This window comes from Amycolatopsis sp. NPDC021455 (genome assembly GCF_040640995.1).
In the GTDB taxonomy this organism is placed as follows: Bacteria; Actinomycetota; Actinomycetes; order Mycobacteriales; family Pseudonocardiaceae; genus Amycolatopsis.
In genome coordinates, this window is the sequence record NZ_JBFACT010000027.1 from 55,743 (window position 1) to 73,996 (window position 18,254).

Here is an 18,254-nt window from a genome sequence, read left to right on the forward strand (position 1 = left end):
CGGTGGGGAACCTCCACGCGCGCATCGTCGACGAACTGGGCAGGCTCATCGTCGAAGGCGTCCTCGGGGACGGGCAGCCGCTCGTTCCCGAGGAGCTCGGCCGGCGGTTTTCGGCGTCCCGGACGGTGGTCCGCGAAGCGTTGCGCGTGCTGGAGTCCAAGGGCATGGTCACCGCGCGCCCACGGGTCGGCACGTGGACACTGCCGCCCGAGGCGTGGGACGCGATCGACCCGGACGTCATCGCCTGGCGCGTCGGCGGCCCGGACGGCCGGGAGCACCTGCGGGAGCTGTTCGAGCTGCGGCTGGCGATCGAACCGCAGGCGGCGCGGATGGCCGCGCGGCACCGGCGTCCCGACGAGCTGGCGGCGATGGCGGCGGCGTACGCGCTGATGGCCGACGCCACCGACACCGCGGCCTTCCGGGCCGCCGACGCGCAGTTCCACGCAGCACTGGTTCGCGCATCGGGGAACGCGCTGATCGCGCAGCTGCAGGTGCCGGTGGTGGCGGCCCTGCGGGCGCAGGGCGAACCGGCGGGCACGCTCGTCGCGCATTCCCGCGTGCTGACCCTGGTGCTGGCGAAGGACGCCGACGGTGCCGAGTCCGCGGCCCGCCGGTTGCTGGAAACCGTTGCGGCGTACCGGTGATCGGTACCTTGACACGCCCAGCGGGACGCGCTTGACTCGCTGCGGATGACCCGCCGCCATGAGTGCTGAGGAGGACGCTTTTCATGCGTTTCCCGGGAATTCGTGGTTTCGGCGTGCTCGCGGCCGCGGCCTTGGCGGGCAGTCTCTTCACCGCCCCGGTGGCCACCGCCGCGACTTGCGCTGTCTCGGACGAGATGGTCGCCGCGGGCAACTACTGGGTCGCCAACGGAACCAACCTCGCCGCGCCGGACTGGCAGAACGCCACGTTCCACGTCGGCAATCTCGCACTGGTCCGGACCACTGGCCAGTCGAACCACAAGACGCTCCCCTGGGCGCAGGCCAACAAGTACCTGCTGCCGGAGGACCCGAAGCGGCCGTTCTTCCCGGACAACCAGGCCGCCGGTGAGGCGTACCTGGACCTGTACACCTACTTCCACCCCGAGATCTCACTGGAATCGATCCGCACGCGGATCAAGGACGAAGTGGCTTCGGTCCAGGCGGGACACCGGGACTACTGGAACTACGTCGACGCGCTGAACATGGCGATGCCGTCGTTCGCCCGGATGAGCCTGATCGACCACGATTCGTCCTATTTGGACACCATGCAGCAGCTCTTCTCGTACACCGAGCACAAGCTGTACAACGAGTTCACCGGCCTGTGGTACCGCGACGCGCGGTTCAAGGGCACGGGCGTGTTCTGGTCGCGCGGCAACGGCTGGGCCCTGGCGGCGCTGACGAAGGTCCTGCAGGTCCTCCCGGCGGACGACCCGCGGCGGCCGGAGTACCTGCGGGTGTTCAAGAAGATGGCCTCGACACTGGCTCTGGTCCAGCGCCGTGACGGCTTCTGGAACTCCGACCTGCTGAACCCGTGGGACCACGGCGGCCCCGAGTCGAGCGGCACGGCGCTGTTCACGTTCGGCATCGGCTGGGGCGTCAACGCCGGCATCCTCGACGCCGCCCGGTTCCGCCCGGTCGTCGACAAGGCGTGGACGGCGCTGTCGACGAAGGCCCTGCAGCCGAGCGGCCTGGTCGGTTACGTCCAGCCGGTCGGCGACCGCCCGGCCACGGCGAAGCCGGCGGACACCGCGGCCTACGGCGTCGGCGCGTTCCTGCTCGCCGGTCAGCAGGTGGCGAAGCTCCAGGGCTGTTCGGCCTCGTGAGGCGAAGGGGGCTTCCGGCGCGGGAAGCCCCCTTTCAGTCCGTCAGCAGCTGCGTCAGGTCGGAGACGATCCATTCGTCGCTCAGCCCCGCCGCCACGAAGTCGGCCGCCGGCTCGAGGCCGCTGAGCACCGCCACGAAAGGCACCGCCCGGCCCGACGCCACGCGGAAGTCGCGGACGCTGTCCCCGATGTACACCAGCTCCTCGCGCGCGTAACCGTCGCGGGCCAGGTGCTCGACGACGACGTCGAGCACCCGCGGATCCGGTTTGTGGAACGGGGTTTCCTCGTGGCCGTGGATCCACGCGAAGTACGGCGTGAGCCGCAGCGCGTCCAGGTCCTGCGTGATCAGCGCGCGGCTGCTGGAGGTGAGGATCTCCATCCGCGTCCCGCGGGCCGCCAGCTGCTCGAGCAGCTCATAGGCGCCCGCCGTGGGCCGGGGACGGTTCACGCGCATCGCGAGCCGGTAGCGCCGGACGAAGGCCCCGGGGTCGATCGACGGCACGATCGCCGCGACGAACCGGTCGAACGGGAGTCCCCACGCCTCGAGGATGGTCTCGGCGGTGAGCGTGACGCCGAACGTCCGGGCGGTCCTGATCAGCAGCCGCCAGCGGGTCCGCGCGGTGGCGATCAGGGTGTCGTCGCAGTCGAAGATGACCGCCCGCGCGCACCTGACCAGCTTCGCCGCTTCCCCCGACACGGACCACCCCCCTTGGCGACACGGCTACCCAGAATGTCACACCCGGCCGGTCGACGCTCATTTCAGGCAGTCACCGGGGTCGCCGCGGCGCAGCGCCGGGTCCGCCTGCTCGAACGTCCTCGCCACGCCGGGGCCGCTCGAGCGGGTCTCGAACCGGACCGTCACGCGGCCGTGGCCCGCGCCCTGGACCCAGCCGGTGCCGAACTCCTCGTGGACGACGTCGTCGCCCTGCCGCCACGTCGACGGCGGCGGTGCGGCGGCCGGGGCCGCGGAGACCACCGTCGAGGAGGGCACCGAAGGGGCGGCCAGGCTGAACAGCGCGTCCTGGTGCGGTACCGAAAGGCCGCTGTAGGCGACGCCCGCCAGCCGGATGCCGCCGAACTCCGCCGGGTCCAGCAACAGGCGCTCGGCCGTCGCCGCCAGTTCGGCCAGGTCGTCGGTCGGGGCGGAGATCGTCTCCGAGCGGGTCACCGTGTGCATGTCGGTGTGCCGGAGCTTGATCACCACCGTCCGGGCGACGCGCTCGGCCTTGAGCAGCCGCTGGTGCGCGCCCGCGGCGATGCGGCGCACCTCCGTGCGCAGGGTGGCCAGGTCGATGATGTCGGTGTCGAACGTCGTTTCGGCGCTGACCTGCTTGGTCTCGGCGCGGCCCGCCACCGGGCGGTCGTCGGCGCCGGTCGCGAGCCGCCGCAGGTCGCGGCCGACGACGCCGCCGAGCGTGGCGACGGCGTCCTGTTCGGACAGGGCCGCCAGCTGCCCGAGCGTCTGGACGCCGATGAACCGCAGCTTGCCCTCGGCGACCGGTCCGATGCCCCACAGCGCGCGCACCGGCAGCGGCGCGAGGAACTCCCGTTCGGTGCCCTGCGGCACGACCAGCAGCCCGTCCGGTTTGGCCTCGTCGGAGGCGATCTTCGCGATCTGCTTGCCGTTGCCCGCGCCGATCGACGCCACCAGGCCGGTTTCCGCGCGGATCCGCTCGCGCAACGTCGTACAGAACGCCGTCACGTCGTCGAGGGCGGCGCCCGCGAGCGAAGGCGGTTCGGCGAACGCCTCGTCGAGGGAGATCTTCTCCAGCACCGGCGCGACTTCGGTGACGACCGCGAAGACCTCCTGGCTGAGCCGTTCGTAGACGCGGAACCGCGGGGGCACGATCACGCCGTTCGCCGGGAGCAGCCGCCGCGCCTGGGACATCGGCATCGCCGAGCGGATGCCGAACACGCGGGACTCGTAGCTCGCGCCGGCGACGACGCCGCGGGGCCCGGTGCCGCCGACGAGCACGGGGCGGCCGGCCAGCGTCGGGCGGGTGAGCTGCTCGGCCGAGGCGTAGAAGGCGTCGAGGTCGAGGTGGATGACCCAGCGGGCCACGTCAGTCCCCGCCGGTGGCGTCCAGCAGCTGGTGGAGCGCCTTGGTGTAGCTCTCGAACGCGGCCCGGCCGGCCGCGGTGAGCCGGACCAGGGTGACCGGCGTGCGGTGCTCGTAGGCCTTGGTGATCTCGACGTACTCGGCGTCCTCGAGCTTGCGGAGGTGCGTCGAGAGGTTGCCGGCGGTCATGTCCAGGAGCTGCTGCAACCGCGGGAAGGTGATCTGGTCGCCGGCCCGCAGCCCGGCGAGCGCGACGGTGACCCGCAGCCGCGCCTGGGCGTGGATGACGGGGTCCAGCTGCGGCAGTTCGCTCATCGACCGGTCTTCTCGCGCACGAAGTAGACGATCGCGCCGAGCAGGAACCCGCCACCGCCGCAGACGGTGAGCACGAGGAAGTTCGCCGGGTACCCGACCAGCACGCTGAGGGCGGCCGACACGATCATCCACGCGCCGAGGCCGTACATCAGCTTGTCCTGCCACACCATGCCGCCCGCCAGGTACATCACGCCGGTCAGCAGCAGCCACGTGCCGGTCCACAGCAGCGAAACCTGGTCGTTCGACAGCGCCTGGAACTGCGTGATCCGGATGTCGACGACCATCAGCCCGATCGACGAGAGCGCCCAGCCGTAGCCGTACATCGCGCCTGCCGTGCGGGACGGTCCGCGGATCCCGCGGCCCGTGCGGATGCTGGTGTAGGCCGTGAACGCGACGGCGCCGAGGAACAGGAGCGGGACGACGATGCCGCCGGCGACCCAGCCGGGCACGCCCACGCCGGGCAGCGTCGTGACGTACGTGAAGCCCCAGCCGACGATCCAGGCGAGGGCCCAGGCCGCGAGCATCCGCGCCGGGCCCCCGCCCAGTTCCCGGCGGGTCCGCCGGTTCTGCTGGGCGATCAGGTTCAGCGACTCCTCCGCCGACAACGGTTCGTCGTCCACCCTGTTCGCCCTCCTCCCGTGCAGACCCCTCATCACTGCACGGAAGTTAACACGCATTCACAGCCGGGCCGTGTCCAGCCGGAACCGGCGCACCACGATCAGGGCCGGGACGACCAGCCAGCCCGCCAGGACGATCGTCGCCACCCACGCCCCGGAGGTGTGGGTCAGCGGGTCGAGGCCGACCCGGCGCAGCCAGTAGGTCGGCACGAAGTGCGCCAGCGTCGTCATCCAGCCGGGCAGGAACTCCAGGGGCATCCACAGGCCGCCGAGCAGGCCGAGCGGCATCATCAGCGCGCCGGTGACCGCGCCGACCGTGTCGCCCTTGCCGAACAGGCCGATGGCCAGGCCGAGGACGGCGAACGGGAGGGTGGCCGCCCACAGGAGGACCAGCTGCCTGCCCCACTCGGCCATGGTGAGCGGCTCGCCGCGCAGGAAGCCGACGAAGAAGATCGCCAGCAGCACCGGCAGGGCGACGGCCATCGCCGAAGCGACCTTCACGACCAGGTACCCGGGGCCGCGCATCGGCGTGAGCCTCAGCTGCCGCTGCCAGCCGTCGGTGCGTTCCTGCGCCACCCGGGTGCCGGTGAACAACGCGCCGCCGCTGGCCCCGTACGCGGCCATGCCGATCATCGTCTGCGTGCTCGAACGCAGGCCGTTGTCCAGGACCACGTCTCCCCAGATGGCGCCGAACAGCAGGTACATCGCCACCGGCATGCCGATGGTGAAGATCGTGAACTGCGGGCTGCGGAGGATCCGCTTGATCTCCAGGGTCAGGTACGTCGTGTTCACGCGGCTGCCTCCTCGGCGGTCAGCGCCAGGAAGGCCTCTTCGAGGCCGAGCGCGGTGATTTCGATGTCGGACGCGGCCGGGTGGGCCGCGAGCAGGCCGCGGATCGCGGCATCGGAGTCGGCGCAGGCGAGTTCGGCGCGGCCGGCCCGCAGCTGCACGGACGTGACGCCGGGCAGCCGCGCGAGGTCCGTCTCGGTGGCCCCCGGCACGACGGCCTTGAGCACCCGCCCGGACACGGCGGCCCGCACCTCGGCGACCGGGCCGTCGGCGACGACGGCGCCGTGCCGCATCAGCACGACGCGGTCGGCGTAGTCCTCGGCCTCGGCGAGGTAGTGCGTCGCGAACAGGACGGTCCGGCCGGCGGCGGCGAACTCGCGGATGGCCGCCCAGAACGCCCGCCTGCCGTCGACGTCCATCGCCGCGGTGGGCTCGTCGAGCACGAGCAGCCGCGGGTTGCCCGCCAGCGCGAGGGCGAACCGGACGCGCTGCCGTTCGCCGCCGGAAAGCTTGCCGCAGCGGCGTTTCACGAGGTGTTCGAGGCCCGCCCGGGCGATCACCTCGCTCGCGGGCAGCGGGTGGGCGTGCGTCGAGACGACCAGGCCGACGATCTCGCCGACGGTGACGTCCGGCAGCAGCGCGCCGTTCTGCATCATCGCGCCGACGATCCCCCGGTCGACGGCTTCGCGCGGGGTACCCCCGGCGACGGTGATCTCCCCCGCGTCCGGCTCGGTCAGGCCGAGCAGCATGTCGACGGTGGTCGACTTGCCCGCGCCGTTCGGCCCGAGCAGCGCGACGACCTCGCCCGGCGCGACCTCGACGGACACGCCGCCGACCGCCGTGACGCGGCCGAACCGCTTGGTCAGGCCGTGGAGCGCGAACGCCGGTCCCCCAGTCATGGCGCCTCCCCTTCTCAACTTTGAAACGCAAACTCGACTCGCACTTTGTAACACAAACCTCGCTCGGCTGCAAAGTGCACGGCGACGAAAACGGGGTGCCGGGCTACGCGCCCCGACACCCCGTTTCAGCGGTTACCGCAGGTCAGCCGAGGAACCGCCCGGAGGCGAGGCCTTGGGTGTCCGCGCGAGCCGCGGCCGCCGTCGGCGCCGGGGGCGTCGGCTGCGGCAGCGGGGCGCACTCGACGTCGGCCGTGCGGCCCGGCCTGCGGGCCGGGAGCGCGCCCGTCGCCAGGTAGTCGGCGATCTTGGTGTCGACGCAAGCGTTGCCGCGCGGGGTGATCGCGTGGCTGGTGCCACCCGGCTCCGCGATCAGCGACGCGCCCGGGAATCGGCTGCGGACCTCGAGGCTGCCCTCGTACGGCGTGGCCGCGTCGAGTGTCTCGTCGATCATCAGGACGCTCTGCACGCCCCGGCCGTCGACCTTGGTCGGCTTGCCCGCCTTCGCCGGCCAGTACAGGCAGGGCGCGTTGAACCACGCGTTCTGCCAGGTGAAGTACGGCGCCTGGGCGAAGGTCTGCCAGTTGTCGCGCCGCCACTGGTTCCAGCTCTGCGGCCACTGGACGTCGGTGCACTGCACGGCGAGGTAGACGGCGTAGCCGTTGTCGTCGCCGCGGCCGCCGAAGGCCTCGAAGAGCGTCTTCCAGTTCTGCCAGTCACCCTTGTTGACGAACCGGGAGAGCGCGTCGCCCAGGAGCGTCCACCGCAGCTGGTAGTAGCTCGCCTGCTGGATGACGTCGATGATCTCGTCCGGCCCGATCACACCGCCTGCCGGGTTGAAGGACGTCTTGAGCAGTTGCTCGTTGACGACCCGCCGCACCGCGGCCTGGGTCTTGCCGAGGTGGTAGACGTCGTCGTGCTGGGCGACCCAGCCGAACCAGATCTGGATGTTCTTGTCGAAGGCGATGTCCTGGTTGAGGTTGTCGCCGTACCAGACCCCGCGCGGGTCGACGGTGGAGTCGAGCACCATCCGGCGCACGTTCCGCGGGAAGAGCGTGCCGTAGACCTGGCCGAGGTAGGTGCCGTAGGAGTAGCCGTAGAAGTTCAGCTGCTTCTGGCCGAGCGCCTTCCGGATGGAGTCCATGTCCTTGACCGTGTCGGTCGTCTTCATGTTCTCCAGCAGGGCCCGCGAGTTGTTCTTCGCGCAGGCTTCGGCGTAGCCCTTGGACCGGTCGAGCCAGGTCTTCTCCAGCTGCGGCGTGAACGGCACGTACTGCGGCCGGTTGTAGTCCATGTAGTTCGGGTCGCAGCTCAGCGCGGGCTTGCTGTCGCCGACACCGCGCGGGTCGAAGCCGATCCAGTCGTAGGCGTCACCGGCGCGGTTGGGCACGCGCGGGCCGCGGGTCGCCAGCAGCAGCCCGGAGCCACCGGGGCCGCCCGGGTTGGTCAGCATGACGCCCTGGTACTGCGCGTCCGGCACCTTGTGCTTGACGCGGTCGACCGCGAGCTGGATCTTCTCCCCCTCCGGCTTGCGGTAGTCGAGCGGCACGGCCAGGTACCCGCATTCGGCGCCGGCGGCGACCAGCGCGGGGTTGGTGCACGGTCCCCAGCCGATCGACGCCTGGTCCGCGGGCGCGGCGGTCGCGGCCGGTGCGGCCACGAGCGCGGTCGCCATCGCGGCAGCGGCCACCCCGGCGAAAACGGCACGTCTCACTGTTTTCTCCCCTTTCGGCTCCTGCACAGAGCGGGTGAACCCTAGTCCCGCCGAGAGCTTCCGGGAACGGCAAACGGCGGCACGGCACCGAATGCCCTACGAAAGGTGGAAATCGCCGCTATTTGGACTGCCGGGCCAGCAGGAACAGCCCCCGGCCGAGGAAGAACGCGAAAAGCACCAGGATCAGGGAAAAGATCCAGCCGTTCGCGATGCCGCCGACGAGGACCACGATCATCAGGAAGCCGAGCACCCCCGCCTCGATGAAATAGACCTTCGGGTCGGCGAACGGCTTGTCGCGCCGGCCGCTCGCAGCCTTCCGCGGCGACGGAGGCTCAGCGCGGACCTGCCTCGGCCGGGGTGGCGGCTTCCCGGCTCCCGGCACTGCTTCGGGTCGCCTCGGCGGCGGCGCGGCCGCAACGGGTGGTTCGGGCACAGCGGCAACCGGCTCCGGCCCAGGCTCGACCACGACCGGCGCCGGTTCGGCCGCAACCGGCGGCCCGGCCACCGCGGCAACCGACTCCGGCCCAGACTCGACCACGACCGGCGGCCCATCCACCTCCGCCGCTCAGGCGGCCGCCGCTGCGGAAACCGTGCGGCTGTCGTCGTCCGCCAGGCGCCTGATCTCCGCCGAGGTCCGTTCCCGCACCAGCTCGTTGCCCACCCGGTTCAGCCGCTTCAGTCCCTCCAGGGCGTTCATCCGGTCCGAAGCGATCGGGCTGGCCAAACCGTGCCGCAGGTACTCCGGCAGCTCCCACCGCGGGTTCCGCGCCAGCACGATGCGTCCCTCCACATCGGACTGGTGCTTCGGCCGCTGCCGCGGCATCTCCGCCACCACCCGCTCGTGGACGTAGCTGTACAGCTCGTCCACCGTGACGTCGCCGTCGCCGTCGAGGTCCGCGCTTCCGTCGCGCAGGCCCGCCACCAGGTGCCTGGTGAACACCGAACGCGCCGCCGAGCCCACCACCGCGTCGCCTTCGAACGAATACTGCGTCGAGTCCGACGCCGTGAGCACCGCGCGGCCGCGGCCCTGGAACCGTTCCAGCGTGTGGACGTCCGTACCGCCCTTCGCCAGTTTTCCCGCCGGGAACGCGCCGCTGTAACAACAGTCGAGCACCAGCACCTTCTGCCGCGACGGGCAGCCCGCCATCGCGCGGTCGACCAGCTCCGCCGCCAGCGCCGTGAACATCAGGCTGTCCCGGCGGGTGTTGGCCATCGCCAGGTAGAGGCTGCCGTCGTCGTCCTTGAGGCCGTGGCCGGTGAAGTACAGCAGCGTCAGCTCGTCGCGGCGGCGGCCGCGGTAGAACTCGCCGATCGCCTCGCCCACCACGTGGTGGGGCCGGTCGATCAGCGTCGTGACCTCGAAGCCGGCGATCGACGGGTCGCTCAGCACCTCCGCCAGGGCCCGCGCGTCGCCGCCGGGCGCGGTCAGCCGCCCCAGGGCCGGGTCGGTGTACGTCTCCGTCGCGATCAGCAGCGCGTGCCTACCGGCCATGGCGCCGGACGAACGCCTCGATCAGCTGCTGCCGCTCCGCCGACGTCGCCCGTTCCAGCTCGACGGTGTCGCCGTCGATCGTCACCTTGATCTTGTGCTTGCCGCCCTGCCTGCCGAGCCATTCGCGCAGGGTTTCGACGAGCCCCGGGAACACCCCGCCGGCCGCGCTGAACGCCACCATGAGCGAGCCGATCGTCACCGGGTCCGCGGCCTTCGCGCCCGGCGGCAGCTCGCCCGGGACCGGCAGCACGTCGACGTCCAGCTCCCCCAGCTCGGCGCGCAGCCGGCGGGCGAGCAGGTCGAACTCTTCGGCGTCCGCCTCGCCGTCCGCTTCGAGCCGGACCAGGGCCCGGGTGTCCGATTCGGTCATGCGCGCCATGGTCCGCCCGGAAAGCGCGGGTGGCAAGCGGCCGATCAGGCGCGGATCTCGTTGAGGTAGTTGTAGATCGTGTAGCGGGTGACGTCGAGCCGCCCGGCCAGGTGGTCGACCGCGTCCTTGATGAGGAAATAACCGGCTTCGTCGAGCTCCCGCACCACGGCGGCCTTGTGCCGTTTCTTCATCAGGTCCACCGGGATCCCCGCCTTCGCGACCGCCCGGTCGACGAGGAACCGCTGCAGGCTGTCGACGTCCGGTGGGAAAGTCTCCGGCTCCCCGTTGCTTCCCGCGGAAGCGGCCTCCTCGACGCTGTTGACGCACAGGCAGCCCACCGCGACGCCGTCGGCGTCGCGCAGGAACAGCGTCGACGAGCGGATCGGGCGGCCGTCGGGGCCGTGCGTGCGGTAGTTCGTCAGGTCCTGGGTGGTGCCGCGGCGGACCAGGCCGAGCAGCAGGTCGGTCATCGGGCCGCCGACGCTGCGGCCGGTCAGGTCACCCGCGATGGCGACGATCGAGTCCGGCAGCCGGCTCAGGTCGTGCAGCAGGACTTCGTTGCCCGGGCCGAGCATCGCCGCCAGCCCCGGGATCGCCGGGACCAGCGCGGTGAGCACCTCGTGCGTGGTCGCGCCCGCGGCCGGGACGAGCAACGGCTCCCGCGGCCTGGTCAACGTCTCCAGGGCATCCCGCAGCAGGTCCGCGGTGGCCGCCGGGGTCGACGCGTGCGGCGAGAGCCGGACGTGCTCGGGCCGCACGGTCGCCGCGATCCCCGCGCTCGTCAACGCCGCCCCGACCTGCTCGGCGGGGTGGCCGGGCAGGGTGAACGCCAGGATCCCGGCCCGCCGGTCCACCGCCGAGACGACCTCCGCGCCGCAGGACGCCAGCACCTCTTCGAACTCACCCAGGCGCTCGGCGATCCGTGCCGCGATGGCGCCGACCCCGGCTTCCTCGACCAGCTCCAAGGCCTCGGCGAACGCGCCGGACGTGATCGGGCTGAGGTTGGAGATCGACCAGGACTGGGCGGTGGCGTCCGGCGGGTGGATCTCGTCGTCGAACAGGCCCGGGTCGCGGGCGCCGGTCCAGCCGGACAGCACGGGATCCATCCGGTCCAGCGCCCGGTCGGACAGCACCGCGAAGCCGGTCCCCCAGCCCGCGCGCAGCCACTTCTGGCCGCCGACGACCAGGACGTCGGCGACCTCCCACGGCTCGTCGGCCACGCCGAAGCCCTGGATTCCGTCGACGACCAGCAGCCGGTCGCCGACGACCTCGCGCAGCGCCGCCAGGTCGGCGCGGTAGCCGGTGCGGAAGTCGACGGCACTGACGCTGACCGTCGTGATCTCCGGCGTCAACGCCTCGGCCACGCGCTCAGCCGTGACATAACCGCTGGTCAGACGGCGGACGCGCAGGCGGCCGGCCTGTTCGGCGCGGGCCCACGGGTAGGTGTTGGCCGGGAACTCCCCCGCCGAAACGAGGACCTCGCCGGTGCTGTGGAACGCGGCCTGGAACAGGCCGAGGCTGGTGTGCGGGAGCAGCACGGTGTGGTCGGTGTCCGAGCCGGACAGCCGGGCCGCGGCGGCCTTGGCCCGGACCTCCTGCCGCATCAGCTCGTCCACAGTGGACGGGCCGGCCGTGGTGGCCTGGTGCAGCAGCGCGGCCGTCGTGTCGAGGACCGCGTGCGACGGCGGGCCGAAGCGGGCGAAGTCGAGGTAGCCGGCGGGCTCGTCGAACTGGAGCAGGTACCGGGGCGAAATCCGCGTCACGCGAGGATCCTCGCCAGGAACTGCCGGGTACGGTCGTGCTTCGGCGTGCTCAGCACTTCCGAAGGCGGCCCGGTTTCGACGACGGCGCCGTCGGCCAGGAACACCACCTCGTCGGCGGCCTCCGCGGCGAAGCTCATCTCGTGCGTCACGACGACCATCGTCATCCCCTCCCCCGCCAACGTACTCATGACCTCGAGAACCTCCCCCACCAGCTCCGGGTCGAGCGCGGACGTCGGCTCGTCGAACAGCATCAGCTTCGGTTTCATCGCCAGCGACCGGGCGATCGCGACGCGCTGCTGCTGCCCGCCGGACAGCTGCGCCGGGTAGGCGTCGGCCCGGTGCGCCAGTCCGACGCGGTCCAGCAGGTCCAGGCCCTGCTTACGCGCCTCGTCGGGTCGTACGCCGAGCACCCGGATGGGCCCCTCGACGACGTTCTCCAGGGCCGTCCGGTGCGCGAAGAGGTTGAACCGCTGGAAGACCATCCCGATGTCCCGGCGCTGGCGGGCGACGTCGCGTTCGCGCAGCTCGTACAGCTTCCCGCCGCGCTGCCGGAAGCCGATGGGCTCGCCGTCGACCCAGATCTGACCCGCGTCGATCGTCTCGAGGTGGTTGATGCAGCGCAGGAACGTGCTCTTCCCGGCACCGGACGGCCCGAGCAGGCAGACGACCTGTCCCTTGTGGACTTCGAGGTCGATCCCGCCGAGGACTTCGGTGTGGCCGTAGGACTTCCGGACGCCGACGGCACGCAGCAGCGGCTCAGACACGGGCACTCCTCACCAGCGGCACGCCGCGCAACGCCTTGCCCGCGCGGGCGAGCGGGCCCCGGTCGGCCTGACCGAAGGCGCGTTCCAGGTAGTGCTGGCCGACGCCGGCGACGGTCACCACGACCATGTACCAGACGGCCGCGGCCAGCAGCGTCTCCATGACCAGGAGGTTGTTGGACGAGATGTTGTTGGCCGCGTGGATCAGCTCGGTCACGCCGATCACCGACGCCATCGACGTGCCCTTGAGCATGTTGATGAAGTCGTTGCCGGTGGGCGGGATGATCACGCGCATCGCCTGCGGCAGCACGACCCGGCGCAGCGTCGCCGCCGGCGTCATGCCGATCGACTTGGCCGCCTCGGTCTGTCCGCTGTCGACGCTGTTCAGCCCGGCCCGGACGATCTCGGCCATGTACGCGCTCTCGTTGAGCGCGAGGCCGAGGAAGGCCGCGGTGAACGCGCTGATCAGCACGTTCGTCTGCTCGTGGACGAGGAACGGGATGTCGATCACCGGGAAGACGAGCGCCAGGTTGTACCAGAGCAGGATCTGCAGCAGGACGGGCAACCCGCGGAAGATCCAGATGTAGCCGGCGGCGAACCAGCGGGCGACCGGGTTGGCGCTGCGGCGCAGCAGGGCGATGACGATGCCGAGCACGATCGCGACGGCCTGCGACAGCACGGCCAGCACGACGGTGTTGAGCAGGCCGGTCGCCATCACCTTGTAGAAGACGAAGTCCGGGACCTGGTTCCACTCGATCTGCGCGTTGCCGAGCGCGATGCCCAGCAGCACGAGCAGGGCGATGATGATCGCGGCGGCGACCCACCGGCCCCAGTGCCGCAGCCGGACGATCGGGAGCGGTTCAGGAGCCGCCACCTCACGATCCACCATTGACCGTGGCCTCCTTGATCGCGCCCTGCTCGACGCCCCAGGCCTGCAGGATCTTGCCGTAGGTACCGTCGGTGATCAGCGCCTGGAGCGCCTTCTGGACGGCGTCCCGCAGGGCCGTGTTGGCCTTGTTGACGCCGATGCCGTACGGGCCGCCGTCGATCGGCTCACCGGGGACGACCTCGAAGAACTTGCCGTCACCGGCCGTCCGCGAGATGTAGACGGCGCTGGGGAGGTCGTTGAGGATCGCCTGGACGCGGCCGGTGCGGAGCTGGTTCTGGTTCTGGTTGTCGCTGTCGGTCGCGGTGACGTCGATCGCGGGCTTGCCGGCCTGCGCGCACTTGGTGCTCTGCTCGGCGGCGAACTTCTGGTGGCTGGTGCCCTGCACGACGGCGACCTTCTTGCCGCACAGGGTGTCCGGGCCGGTGATGCCGTCGGGGTTGCCCTTGCGGATCATGATCGTGATGCCGGAGGTGAAGTAGTCGACGAAGTCGATCTGCTGCTGGCGCGCCTTGGTGTCGTTCATCCCGGCCATGGTCAGGTCGATGCGGCCGGACTGGAGGCTGGTGATGAGCGAGCCGAACGCCATGTCCTGGTGGGCGACGGTGACGCCGAGCTTGGCGGCGATGGCCTTGGCGAGGTCGACCTCGTAGCCGATCGGGGTCTTGCCGTCGGCGGCGTAGAAGTTGTTGGGCGCGGACTGCAGGTTCGAAGCCAGATGCAGGCCCGCCTGCTTGACGTTGTCCGGCAGGGCCGCGTTGAGCTGGGCGTCCTTCCGCACGCCCTGGACGATGGCCGCGGTGTCCGGGATGCCCGAGGCGGCCGCGCCGGCGGCCTGCGACGTCCCGCCCGCGCCGTCCGGACCACCGCCGCAAGCTGCCACCAGCACGGCGACGACGCTCGCGAGCAACACCGCCGGCACGGTACGAGAACGGGACATAACGGACCTCCACTGTTCGGCTGGCCGGAACGCTACAACTCGTTGTTGAAGAGGTCAACTGCGAGTTGAAATCCCGGTTCGGTGCTAACTTCGCGGCATGAGCCTGCGGATCGGCGTCCTGGGGGCGGCTCGCATCGCCCCGGCTGCCCTGATCAAGCCCGCTTCCGCGCACCCCTCGGTGTCGGTCGACGCGATAGCGGCCCGGTCCCCCGAGCGCGCGCAAGCGTTTGCGACCAAGCACGGCGTGCCACGGGTGCACTCGTCGTACGAAGCACTGATCGCCGATCCGGACCTCGACGCCGTCTACAACCCGCTGCCGAACGGCCTGCACGGACGCTGGACCCGGGCCGCGCTCGAGGCGGGCAAGCACGTGCTGTGCGAGAAGCCGTTCACGGCCAACGCGGCGGAGGCGCGGGAGATCGCCTCGCTGGCCGCCGGGTCGGACCGCGTGGTGATGGAGGCGTTCCACTACCGCTACCACCCGCTGGCGTTGCGGGTGGAGGAGATCGTGGCGTCGGGCGAGCTGGGCACGTTGCAGCGGGTCGAGACCGCGTTGTGCTTCCCGCTGCCGGTGTTCTCGGACATCCGCTACAACTACGCCTTGGCGGGCGGCGCGACGATGGACGCGGGCTGCTACGCGGTCCACATGGCCCGCATCTTCGGCGGCGAGACACCGTCGGTCGTTTCGGCTTCGGCCAAGCTGCGGTCGCCTTCGGTCGACCGGGCGATGACGGCGGAGCTGCGGTTCCCCTCGGGCCACACGGGGCGGATCGAGTGCTCGATGTGGTCGTCGTCGCTGCTGAAGATCAGCGCGAAGGTGATCGGTTCGCGGGGGTCGCTGACGGCGCTCAACCCGGTGGGCCCGCAGGCTTACCACCGGCTGTCGGTCCGGGTCGGCGAAGCTCGGCGGACGGAGAAGTTCCCGCGCCGGGCGTCGTACGCGTACCAGCTGGACGCGTTCGCGGCGGCGGTACTGAAGGGCGAGCCGGTCAAGACCTCGGCGGCGGACGCGGTGGAGACGATGACGGTGATCGACGAGATCTACCGCGCCGCCGGGCTCCCGCTGCGCGAACCCAGCTGAGCCCGCACATCGGCGAGCGCGAAACCGAGCAGGTTCAAGCCCCGCCACGCCCGGGGCTTCCCGGCCCGCGGATCGTCCGCGGCGAGGCCGATTCCCCAGACCCGGTCGACCGGGCTCGCCTCGGCGAGCACCCGGTTTCCCGTCCCCGCCAAGTACCTGCCCAGCTCCGGGTGCTGAGCGAACTTGGCGGCATTCCCGTCGGCCACGATGCCGTAGCGGTGGGCCACCCACGTTCGCTCGTCGAAGCCGCGCACGCGGCGGCCGAAGTCCTTGGCCTGCTTCGGGTGCACCGCGGTGAGCACCTGCGCGGCCACCTCTTCGTCGCCGAAGAGCTTCGCCTTGCGCCACATCATGTAATGCTCGGCCGTGGCGAAACGGACCTCGTCGACCTCGAACGGCGCCGGCCACCACTGGCTGAAGCAGCCGGCCCCGACGCCGCCACCGCGCGGGGGTTGGTGGCCCCAGAAGTACACGTACTTGAACCGCTGTCCCGCGTCGAGGGCGCGGGTCAGCTCCTCGACACTGCGCGGGTGACCGGTCATGCCGCCAGTCTCACCCACGCGACGGCCGTCCCGCACCCGAAATATCCCGGGTGCGGGACCAGCCCCTAGGCCGCCACGTAGTTGCCGCTCAGGATCAGCAGGACCTGGAGCGTGATGCCCGTTCCGTAGTAGTCCGTCGCGTCCGGCGACCACGACGAGACCGCCGTCCACAGCTGGTCCAGCCAGGCCTGGCTGCCCGGGTCCGTCATCGCCGCCACCGCGAACGGCGCCGTGAAACACGGGTGCCGGCCGCTTTCGGTCTTCGAGCCCGACAACGAGTACCCGCTCTGGATCTTCGACGGGTCGCCGCCCGTGGCCGACTTGATCCACGTGTTCATCTTGCGGACCTGCGCGACGGCCGCGCTGCCGGAGAACGAGATCGCGTCCGCGCCGAGGCGCCACGGGTCGCGGCAGGCGTTCCAGCTGTACTTGCCGTCGTACGGGCCCTCCAGGAAGTCCGCCGGAGCCGGCTTGGGCGTCGTGTTCGTGCTGACCACGAAGTCCGGCAGCAACCCCGTGTTCGGTGCGTACGACGACTGCAGCTGGGACACCGCGGTCTCCGCGCGGGTGCGGACCGACGTCCAGAAGCTGTCCCCGGTCGCCGCGGCGAACGCGCGCAGGTGGCGCGGCATCCAGTCCGAGGAGCGCGAGCTGTTCTTGTACTCCGCGTCGTTGCCCCAGTCGCCGAGCAGGGTGAACTTCGTGGTGCCGTTGACCTCGCTCTTCTTGATCGCGTTGATGATCCGGACGGCCTCGGCGTGGTAGTTCACCGCGCCCGCGCTGCCCCACTTCTTGTCCGCGATCAGCAGGCCGTAGGCGATTTCGAGGTCGCCGTCGGTGGCGGAGTCGCTGCCGTTGACGCTCTTGCAGTTCGAGTCCTGTTCGGCCGCGTGGAGGTCCTTGTCGTTGACCGAAGGGTGCGCCTTCACGAACTTCAGGATCCCGTCGACGATCGACCGCGCCTGCGGGTCCTTCTCCGCCATCATCGCCGAGATCGTCATGCCGTACCCCTCGCCCTCGGCGACGAAGGCGTGGTCGGCGTCCTTGGACAGCACGGCGTAGGTGCCCGCGCCGCACTTGGTCGTCAGGAAGTTCTTCTTCCAGAAGTCGTAGTACTTCTGCAGCGCGGCATCCTGCGTGGCCTGCGAAACGGACGGCCGCAGCGTGCCCGGCACGTACGGCGTGCCGGCCGCGGACGCGGTCGTGGGCACGCTCAGCAGCCCCGCGGCGAGCGCGGCCGAAACCACCACCGCGCGGACGACTCTCTTCATGGCTCCTCCGTTGAGACATCGTTGGCTGCGGCGAAGGTGATCAGAGCCTGACAGAAGGTTCAAGACCAGGTCAAGAGCGTTAGGAAACTTTCCTTACTATTACCGTGAGTGGGTCCTCCGGCGGCCCGGGCACCCGGACGGACTAGCGTGGACGTCATGAAGATCGACCTCGACGGCCGCGGGCCGGACTTCCGCACGTTCTGGACCGAGCGACGGCTGGCCACGCTGACCACGGTCCGCCCGGACGGCACCCCGCACGTCGTCGCGGTCGGCGTGACCGTGGACTTCGACGCCGGCCTCGCCCGCGTGATCACGTTCGCCCCCTCGGTCAAGGCCCGGCTGGTCCGGGCCGCGGGCGACGACGGCATCCCGGTCGCCGTCTGCCAGCTCGACGGCCCCAAGTGGTCCACCTTGGAGGGACGAGCGGTGCTGCGCGACGACCCGGAGTCGGTGCGGGACGCCGAAAACCGGTACGCCGCCCGCTACCGGCAGCCCAAGCCGAACCCGCAGCGGGTCGTCATCGAGATCACCGTGACCCGGGTGCTCGGCAACGCGTAGTCCGCGATCGCACGATCCCACTTCCGCACATCGCCGATTCCGCGCCGGACCTCGCCCGTCCTACCTTGAGGCAACCGACCAAAGGGGACGAACGTGAACCGAATCGAATCGGCGGCCCAGAACCTCGGTCCCGGAACCGAACTCGAACCGCTCATGCCCGTCGAGCCACTCAGCTGCGCGGTGGCCGTGTGGCGGGCGGTCACCCGGCTGGCCACCGCCGAGCGGGCCACCGCCGAACGCGAATTCGCGCGCGCCATCGCCCAGGGCTCGCCGGACCTCGGCCACATCGGGTTCTACCCGGCCGTGGACCTCGTCCGGCATTCGGCGCCGGCCGAAGGGGCTTCCCTGACGCAGCTGGTGAACGCCATCGAGTCCCAGCTCGCCTGACGACCCCG

General features: G+C 71.0%; 21 protein-coding genes. 5 read left to right on the plus strand and 16 right to left on the minus strand.

Going from position 1 to position 18,254, the window contains the following annotated elements; translation table 11 throughout:
• Nucleotides 1–2 precede the first annotated feature (2 nt).
• Together AB0G28_RS26990 and AB0G28_RS26995 are read left to right on the plus strand one after the other, a co-directional pair.
• A complete protein-coding gene (locus tag AB0G28_RS26990) occupies nt 3–644 on the plus strand; it encodes an FCD domain-containing protein (RefSeq protein WP_361094601.1) in 642 nt (213 codons plus the stop codon).
• 83 nt (nt 645–727) lie between these two features.
• On the plus strand, nt 728–1,804 hold the full coding sequence (locus AB0G28_RS26995; RefSeq protein WP_361094604.1) for a glycoside hydrolase family 88 protein: 1,077 nt from the start codon (nt 728–730) through the stop codon (nt 1,802–1,804).
• Nucleotides 1,805–1,838: 34 nt separating this feature from the next.
• Here the strand turns inward: AB0G28_RS26995 and AB0G28_RS27000 are convergent, their stop codons facing one another.
• The 14 genes from AB0G28_RS27000 to AB0G28_RS27065 all read right to left on the minus strand — a co-directional run bounded on the left by AB0G28_RS27000 (nt 1,839) and on the right by AB0G28_RS27065 (nt 14,407).
• Entirely contained in the window at nt 1,839–2,501 is a 663-nt protein-coding gene (locus tag AB0G28_RS27000; protein WP_361094607.1) for an HAD family hydrolase, read from the minus strand.
• A 57-nt stretch (nt 2,502–2,558) separates the two neighbouring features.
• The gene (locus tag AB0G28_RS27005; protein ID WP_361094610.1) at nt 2,559–3,866 is read right to left on the minus strand and encodes a DNA polymerase IV; all 1,308 of its coding nucleotides are present in this window, start codon (nt 3,864–3,866) and stop codon (nt 2,559–2,561) included.
• 1 nt (nt 3,867) lies between these two features.
• Nucleotides 3,868–4,179: a transcriptional regulator gene (locus AB0G28_RS27010; RefSeq protein WP_285988840.1), complete on the minus strand. Its 312-nt coding sequence runs from the start codon at nt 4,177–4,179 to the stop codon at nt 3,868–3,870.
• Nucleotides 4,176–4,799: a hypothetical protein gene (locus tag AB0G28_RS27015; RefSeq protein ID WP_361094614.1), complete on the minus strand. Its 624-nt coding sequence runs from the start codon at nt 4,797–4,799 to the stop codon at nt 4,176–4,178. The genes AB0G28_RS27010 and AB0G28_RS27015 overlap by 4 nt, the downstream gene beginning before the upstream one ends.
• Before the next feature lie 57 nt (nt 4,800–4,856).
• The gene (locus AB0G28_RS27020) at nt 4,857–5,588 is read right to left on the minus strand and encodes an ABC transporter permease (protein WP_361094617.1); all 732 of its coding nucleotides are present in this window, start codon (nt 5,586–5,588) and stop codon (nt 4,857–4,859) included.
• Nucleotides 5,585–6,484, minus strand: a complete 900-nt coding sequence (locus AB0G28_RS27025; protein ID WP_361094620.1) for an ABC transporter ATP-binding protein — start codon at nt 6,482–6,484, stop codon at nt 5,585–5,587. Before AB0G28_RS27025 ends, AB0G28_RS27020 begins: the two co-directional genes overlap by 4 nt.
• Before the next feature lie 142 nt (nt 6,485–6,626).
• Nucleotides 6,627–8,156 (minus strand): alpha/beta hydrolase, encoded by a 1,530-nt coding sequence (locus tag AB0G28_RS27030; protein WP_361094734.1) that lies wholly within the window; start codon nt 8,154–8,156, stop codon nt 6,627–6,629.
• A 157-nt stretch (nt 8,157–8,313) separates the two neighbouring features.
• Nucleotides 8,314–8,445 carry a hypothetical protein gene (locus AB0G28_RS27035; protein WP_361094623.1) on the minus strand — a complete coding sequence of 44 codons (132 nt, stop codon included), beginning with the start codon at nt 8,443–8,445 and terminating at the stop codon, nt 8,314–8,316.
• Nucleotides 8,446–8,760: 315 nt separating this feature from the next.
• Nucleotides 8,761–9,687, minus strand: coding sequence for a caspase family protein (locus tag AB0G28_RS27040; RefSeq protein WP_361094626.1), 927 nt, complete (start codon nt 9,685–9,687; stop codon nt 8,761–8,763).
• Nucleotides 9,677–10,057 (minus strand): hypothetical protein, encoded by a 381-nt coding sequence (locus AB0G28_RS27045; RefSeq protein ID WP_361094629.1) that lies wholly within the window; start codon nt 10,055–10,057, stop codon nt 9,677–9,679. Before AB0G28_RS27045 ends, AB0G28_RS27040 begins: the two co-directional genes overlap by 11 nt.
• Nucleotides 10,058–10,101: 44 nt before the next feature.
• A complete protein-coding gene (locus AB0G28_RS27050) occupies nt 10,102–11,820 on the minus strand; it encodes an aminotransferase class V-fold PLP-dependent enzyme (protein WP_361094632.1) in 1,719 nt (572 codons plus the stop codon).
• Complete coding sequence (locus AB0G28_RS27055) at nt 11,817–12,584, minus strand: amino acid ABC transporter ATP-binding protein (RefSeq protein WP_361094635.1); 768 nt, start codon at nt 12,582–12,584, stop codon at nt 11,817–11,819. Before AB0G28_RS27055 ends, AB0G28_RS27050 begins: the two co-directional genes overlap by 4 nt.
• Nucleotides 12,577–13,455, minus strand: coding sequence for an amino acid ABC transporter permease (locus AB0G28_RS27060; protein ID WP_354924177.1), 879 nt, complete (start codon nt 13,453–13,455; stop codon nt 12,577–12,579). Before AB0G28_RS27060 ends, AB0G28_RS27055 begins: the two co-directional genes overlap by 8 nt.
• Before the next feature lies 1 nt (nt 13,456).
• Nucleotides 13,457–14,407 (minus strand): ABC transporter substrate-binding protein, encoded by a 951-nt coding sequence (locus tag AB0G28_RS27065; RefSeq protein WP_361094638.1) that lies wholly within the window; start codon nt 14,405–14,407, stop codon nt 13,457–13,459.
• A 97-nt stretch (nt 14,408–14,504) separates the two neighbouring features.
• On the opposite strand from AB0G28_RS27065, the gene AB0G28_RS27070 reads away from it, so the two are divergent.
• On the plus strand, nt 14,505–15,488 hold the full coding sequence (locus AB0G28_RS27070) for a Gfo/Idh/MocA family oxidoreductase (RefSeq protein ID WP_361094641.1): 984 nt from the start codon (nt 14,505–14,507) through the stop codon (nt 15,486–15,488).
• On the opposite strand, the gene AB0G28_RS27075 is transcribed toward AB0G28_RS27070, so the two are convergent.
• Nucleotides 15,449–16,030, minus strand: coding sequence for an NADAR family protein (locus AB0G28_RS27075; protein ID WP_361094644.1), 582 nt, complete (start codon nt 16,028–16,030; stop codon nt 15,449–15,451). The genes AB0G28_RS27070 and AB0G28_RS27075 overlap by 40 nt on opposite strands.
• Nucleotides 16,031–16,095: 65 nt before the next feature.
• Nucleotides 16,096–17,301: a glycosyl hydrolase family 8 gene (locus AB0G28_RS27080; protein ID WP_361094647.1), complete on the minus strand. Its 1,206-nt coding sequence runs from the start codon at nt 17,299–17,301 to the stop codon at nt 16,096–16,098.
• A gap of 156 nt (nt 17,302–17,457) precedes the next feature.
• On the opposite strand from AB0G28_RS27080, the gene AB0G28_RS27085 reads away from it, so the two are divergent.
• Nucleotides 17,458–17,859, plus strand: coding sequence for a TIGR03618 family F420-dependent PPOX class oxidoreductase (locus AB0G28_RS27085; protein WP_361094650.1), 402 nt, complete (start codon nt 17,458–17,460; stop codon nt 17,857–17,859).
• A 93-nt stretch (nt 17,860–17,952) separates the two neighbouring features.
• On the plus strand, nt 17,953–18,246 hold the full coding sequence (locus AB0G28_RS27090; RefSeq protein WP_361094653.1) for a hypothetical protein: 294 nt from the start codon (nt 17,953–17,955) through the stop codon (nt 18,244–18,246).
• The last annotated feature ends 8 nt before the right edge of the window (nt 18,247–18,254 follow it).

Bases quoted from the DNA above. Each gene is read 5' to 3' on its own strand.
- AB0G28_RS26995 (WP_361094604.1), top strand. From the start codon at position 728: ATGCGTTTCCCGGGAATTCGTGGTTTCGGCGTGCTCGCGGCCGCGGCC.
- AB0G28_RS27010 (WP_285988840.1), bottom strand. From the start codon at position 4,179: ATGAGCGAACTGCCGCAGCTGGACCCCGTCATCCACGCCCAGGCGCGG.
- AB0G28_RS27025 (WP_361094620.1), bottom strand. From the start codon at position 6,484: ATGACTGGGGGACCGGCGTTCGCGCTCCACGGCCTGACCAAGCGGTTC.
- AB0G28_RS27030 (WP_361094734.1), bottom strand. From the start codon at position 8,156: ATGGCGACCGCGCTCGTGGCCGCACCGGCCGCGACCGCCGCGCCCGCG.
- AB0G28_RS27040 (WP_361094626.1), bottom strand. From the start codon at position 9,687: ATGGCCGGTAGGCACGCGCTGCTGATCGCGACGGAGACGTACACCGAC.
- AB0G28_RS27045 (WP_361094629.1), bottom strand. From the start codon at position 10,057: ATGACCGAATCGGACACCCGGGCCCTGGTCCGGCTCGAAGCGGACGGC.
- AB0G28_RS27065 (WP_361094638.1), bottom strand. From the start codon at position 14,407: ATGTCCCGTTCTCGTACCGTGCCGGCGGTGTTGCTCGCGAGCGTCGTC.
- AB0G28_RS27070 (WP_361094641.1), top strand. From the start codon at position 14,505: ATGAGCCTGCGGATCGGCGTCCTGGGGGCGGCTCGCATCGCCCCGGCT.
- AB0G28_RS27075 (WP_361094644.1), bottom strand. From the start codon at position 16,030: ATGACCGGTCACCCGCGCAGTGTCGAGGAGCTGACCCGCGCCCTCGAC.
- AB0G28_RS27080 (WP_361094647.1), bottom strand. From the start codon at position 17,301: ATGAAGAGAGTCGTCCGCGCGGTGGTGGTTTCGGCCGCGCTCGCCGCG.
- AB0G28_RS27085 (WP_361094650.1), top strand. From the start codon at position 17,458: ATGAAGATCGACCTCGACGGCCGCGGGCCGGACTTCCGCACGTTCTGG.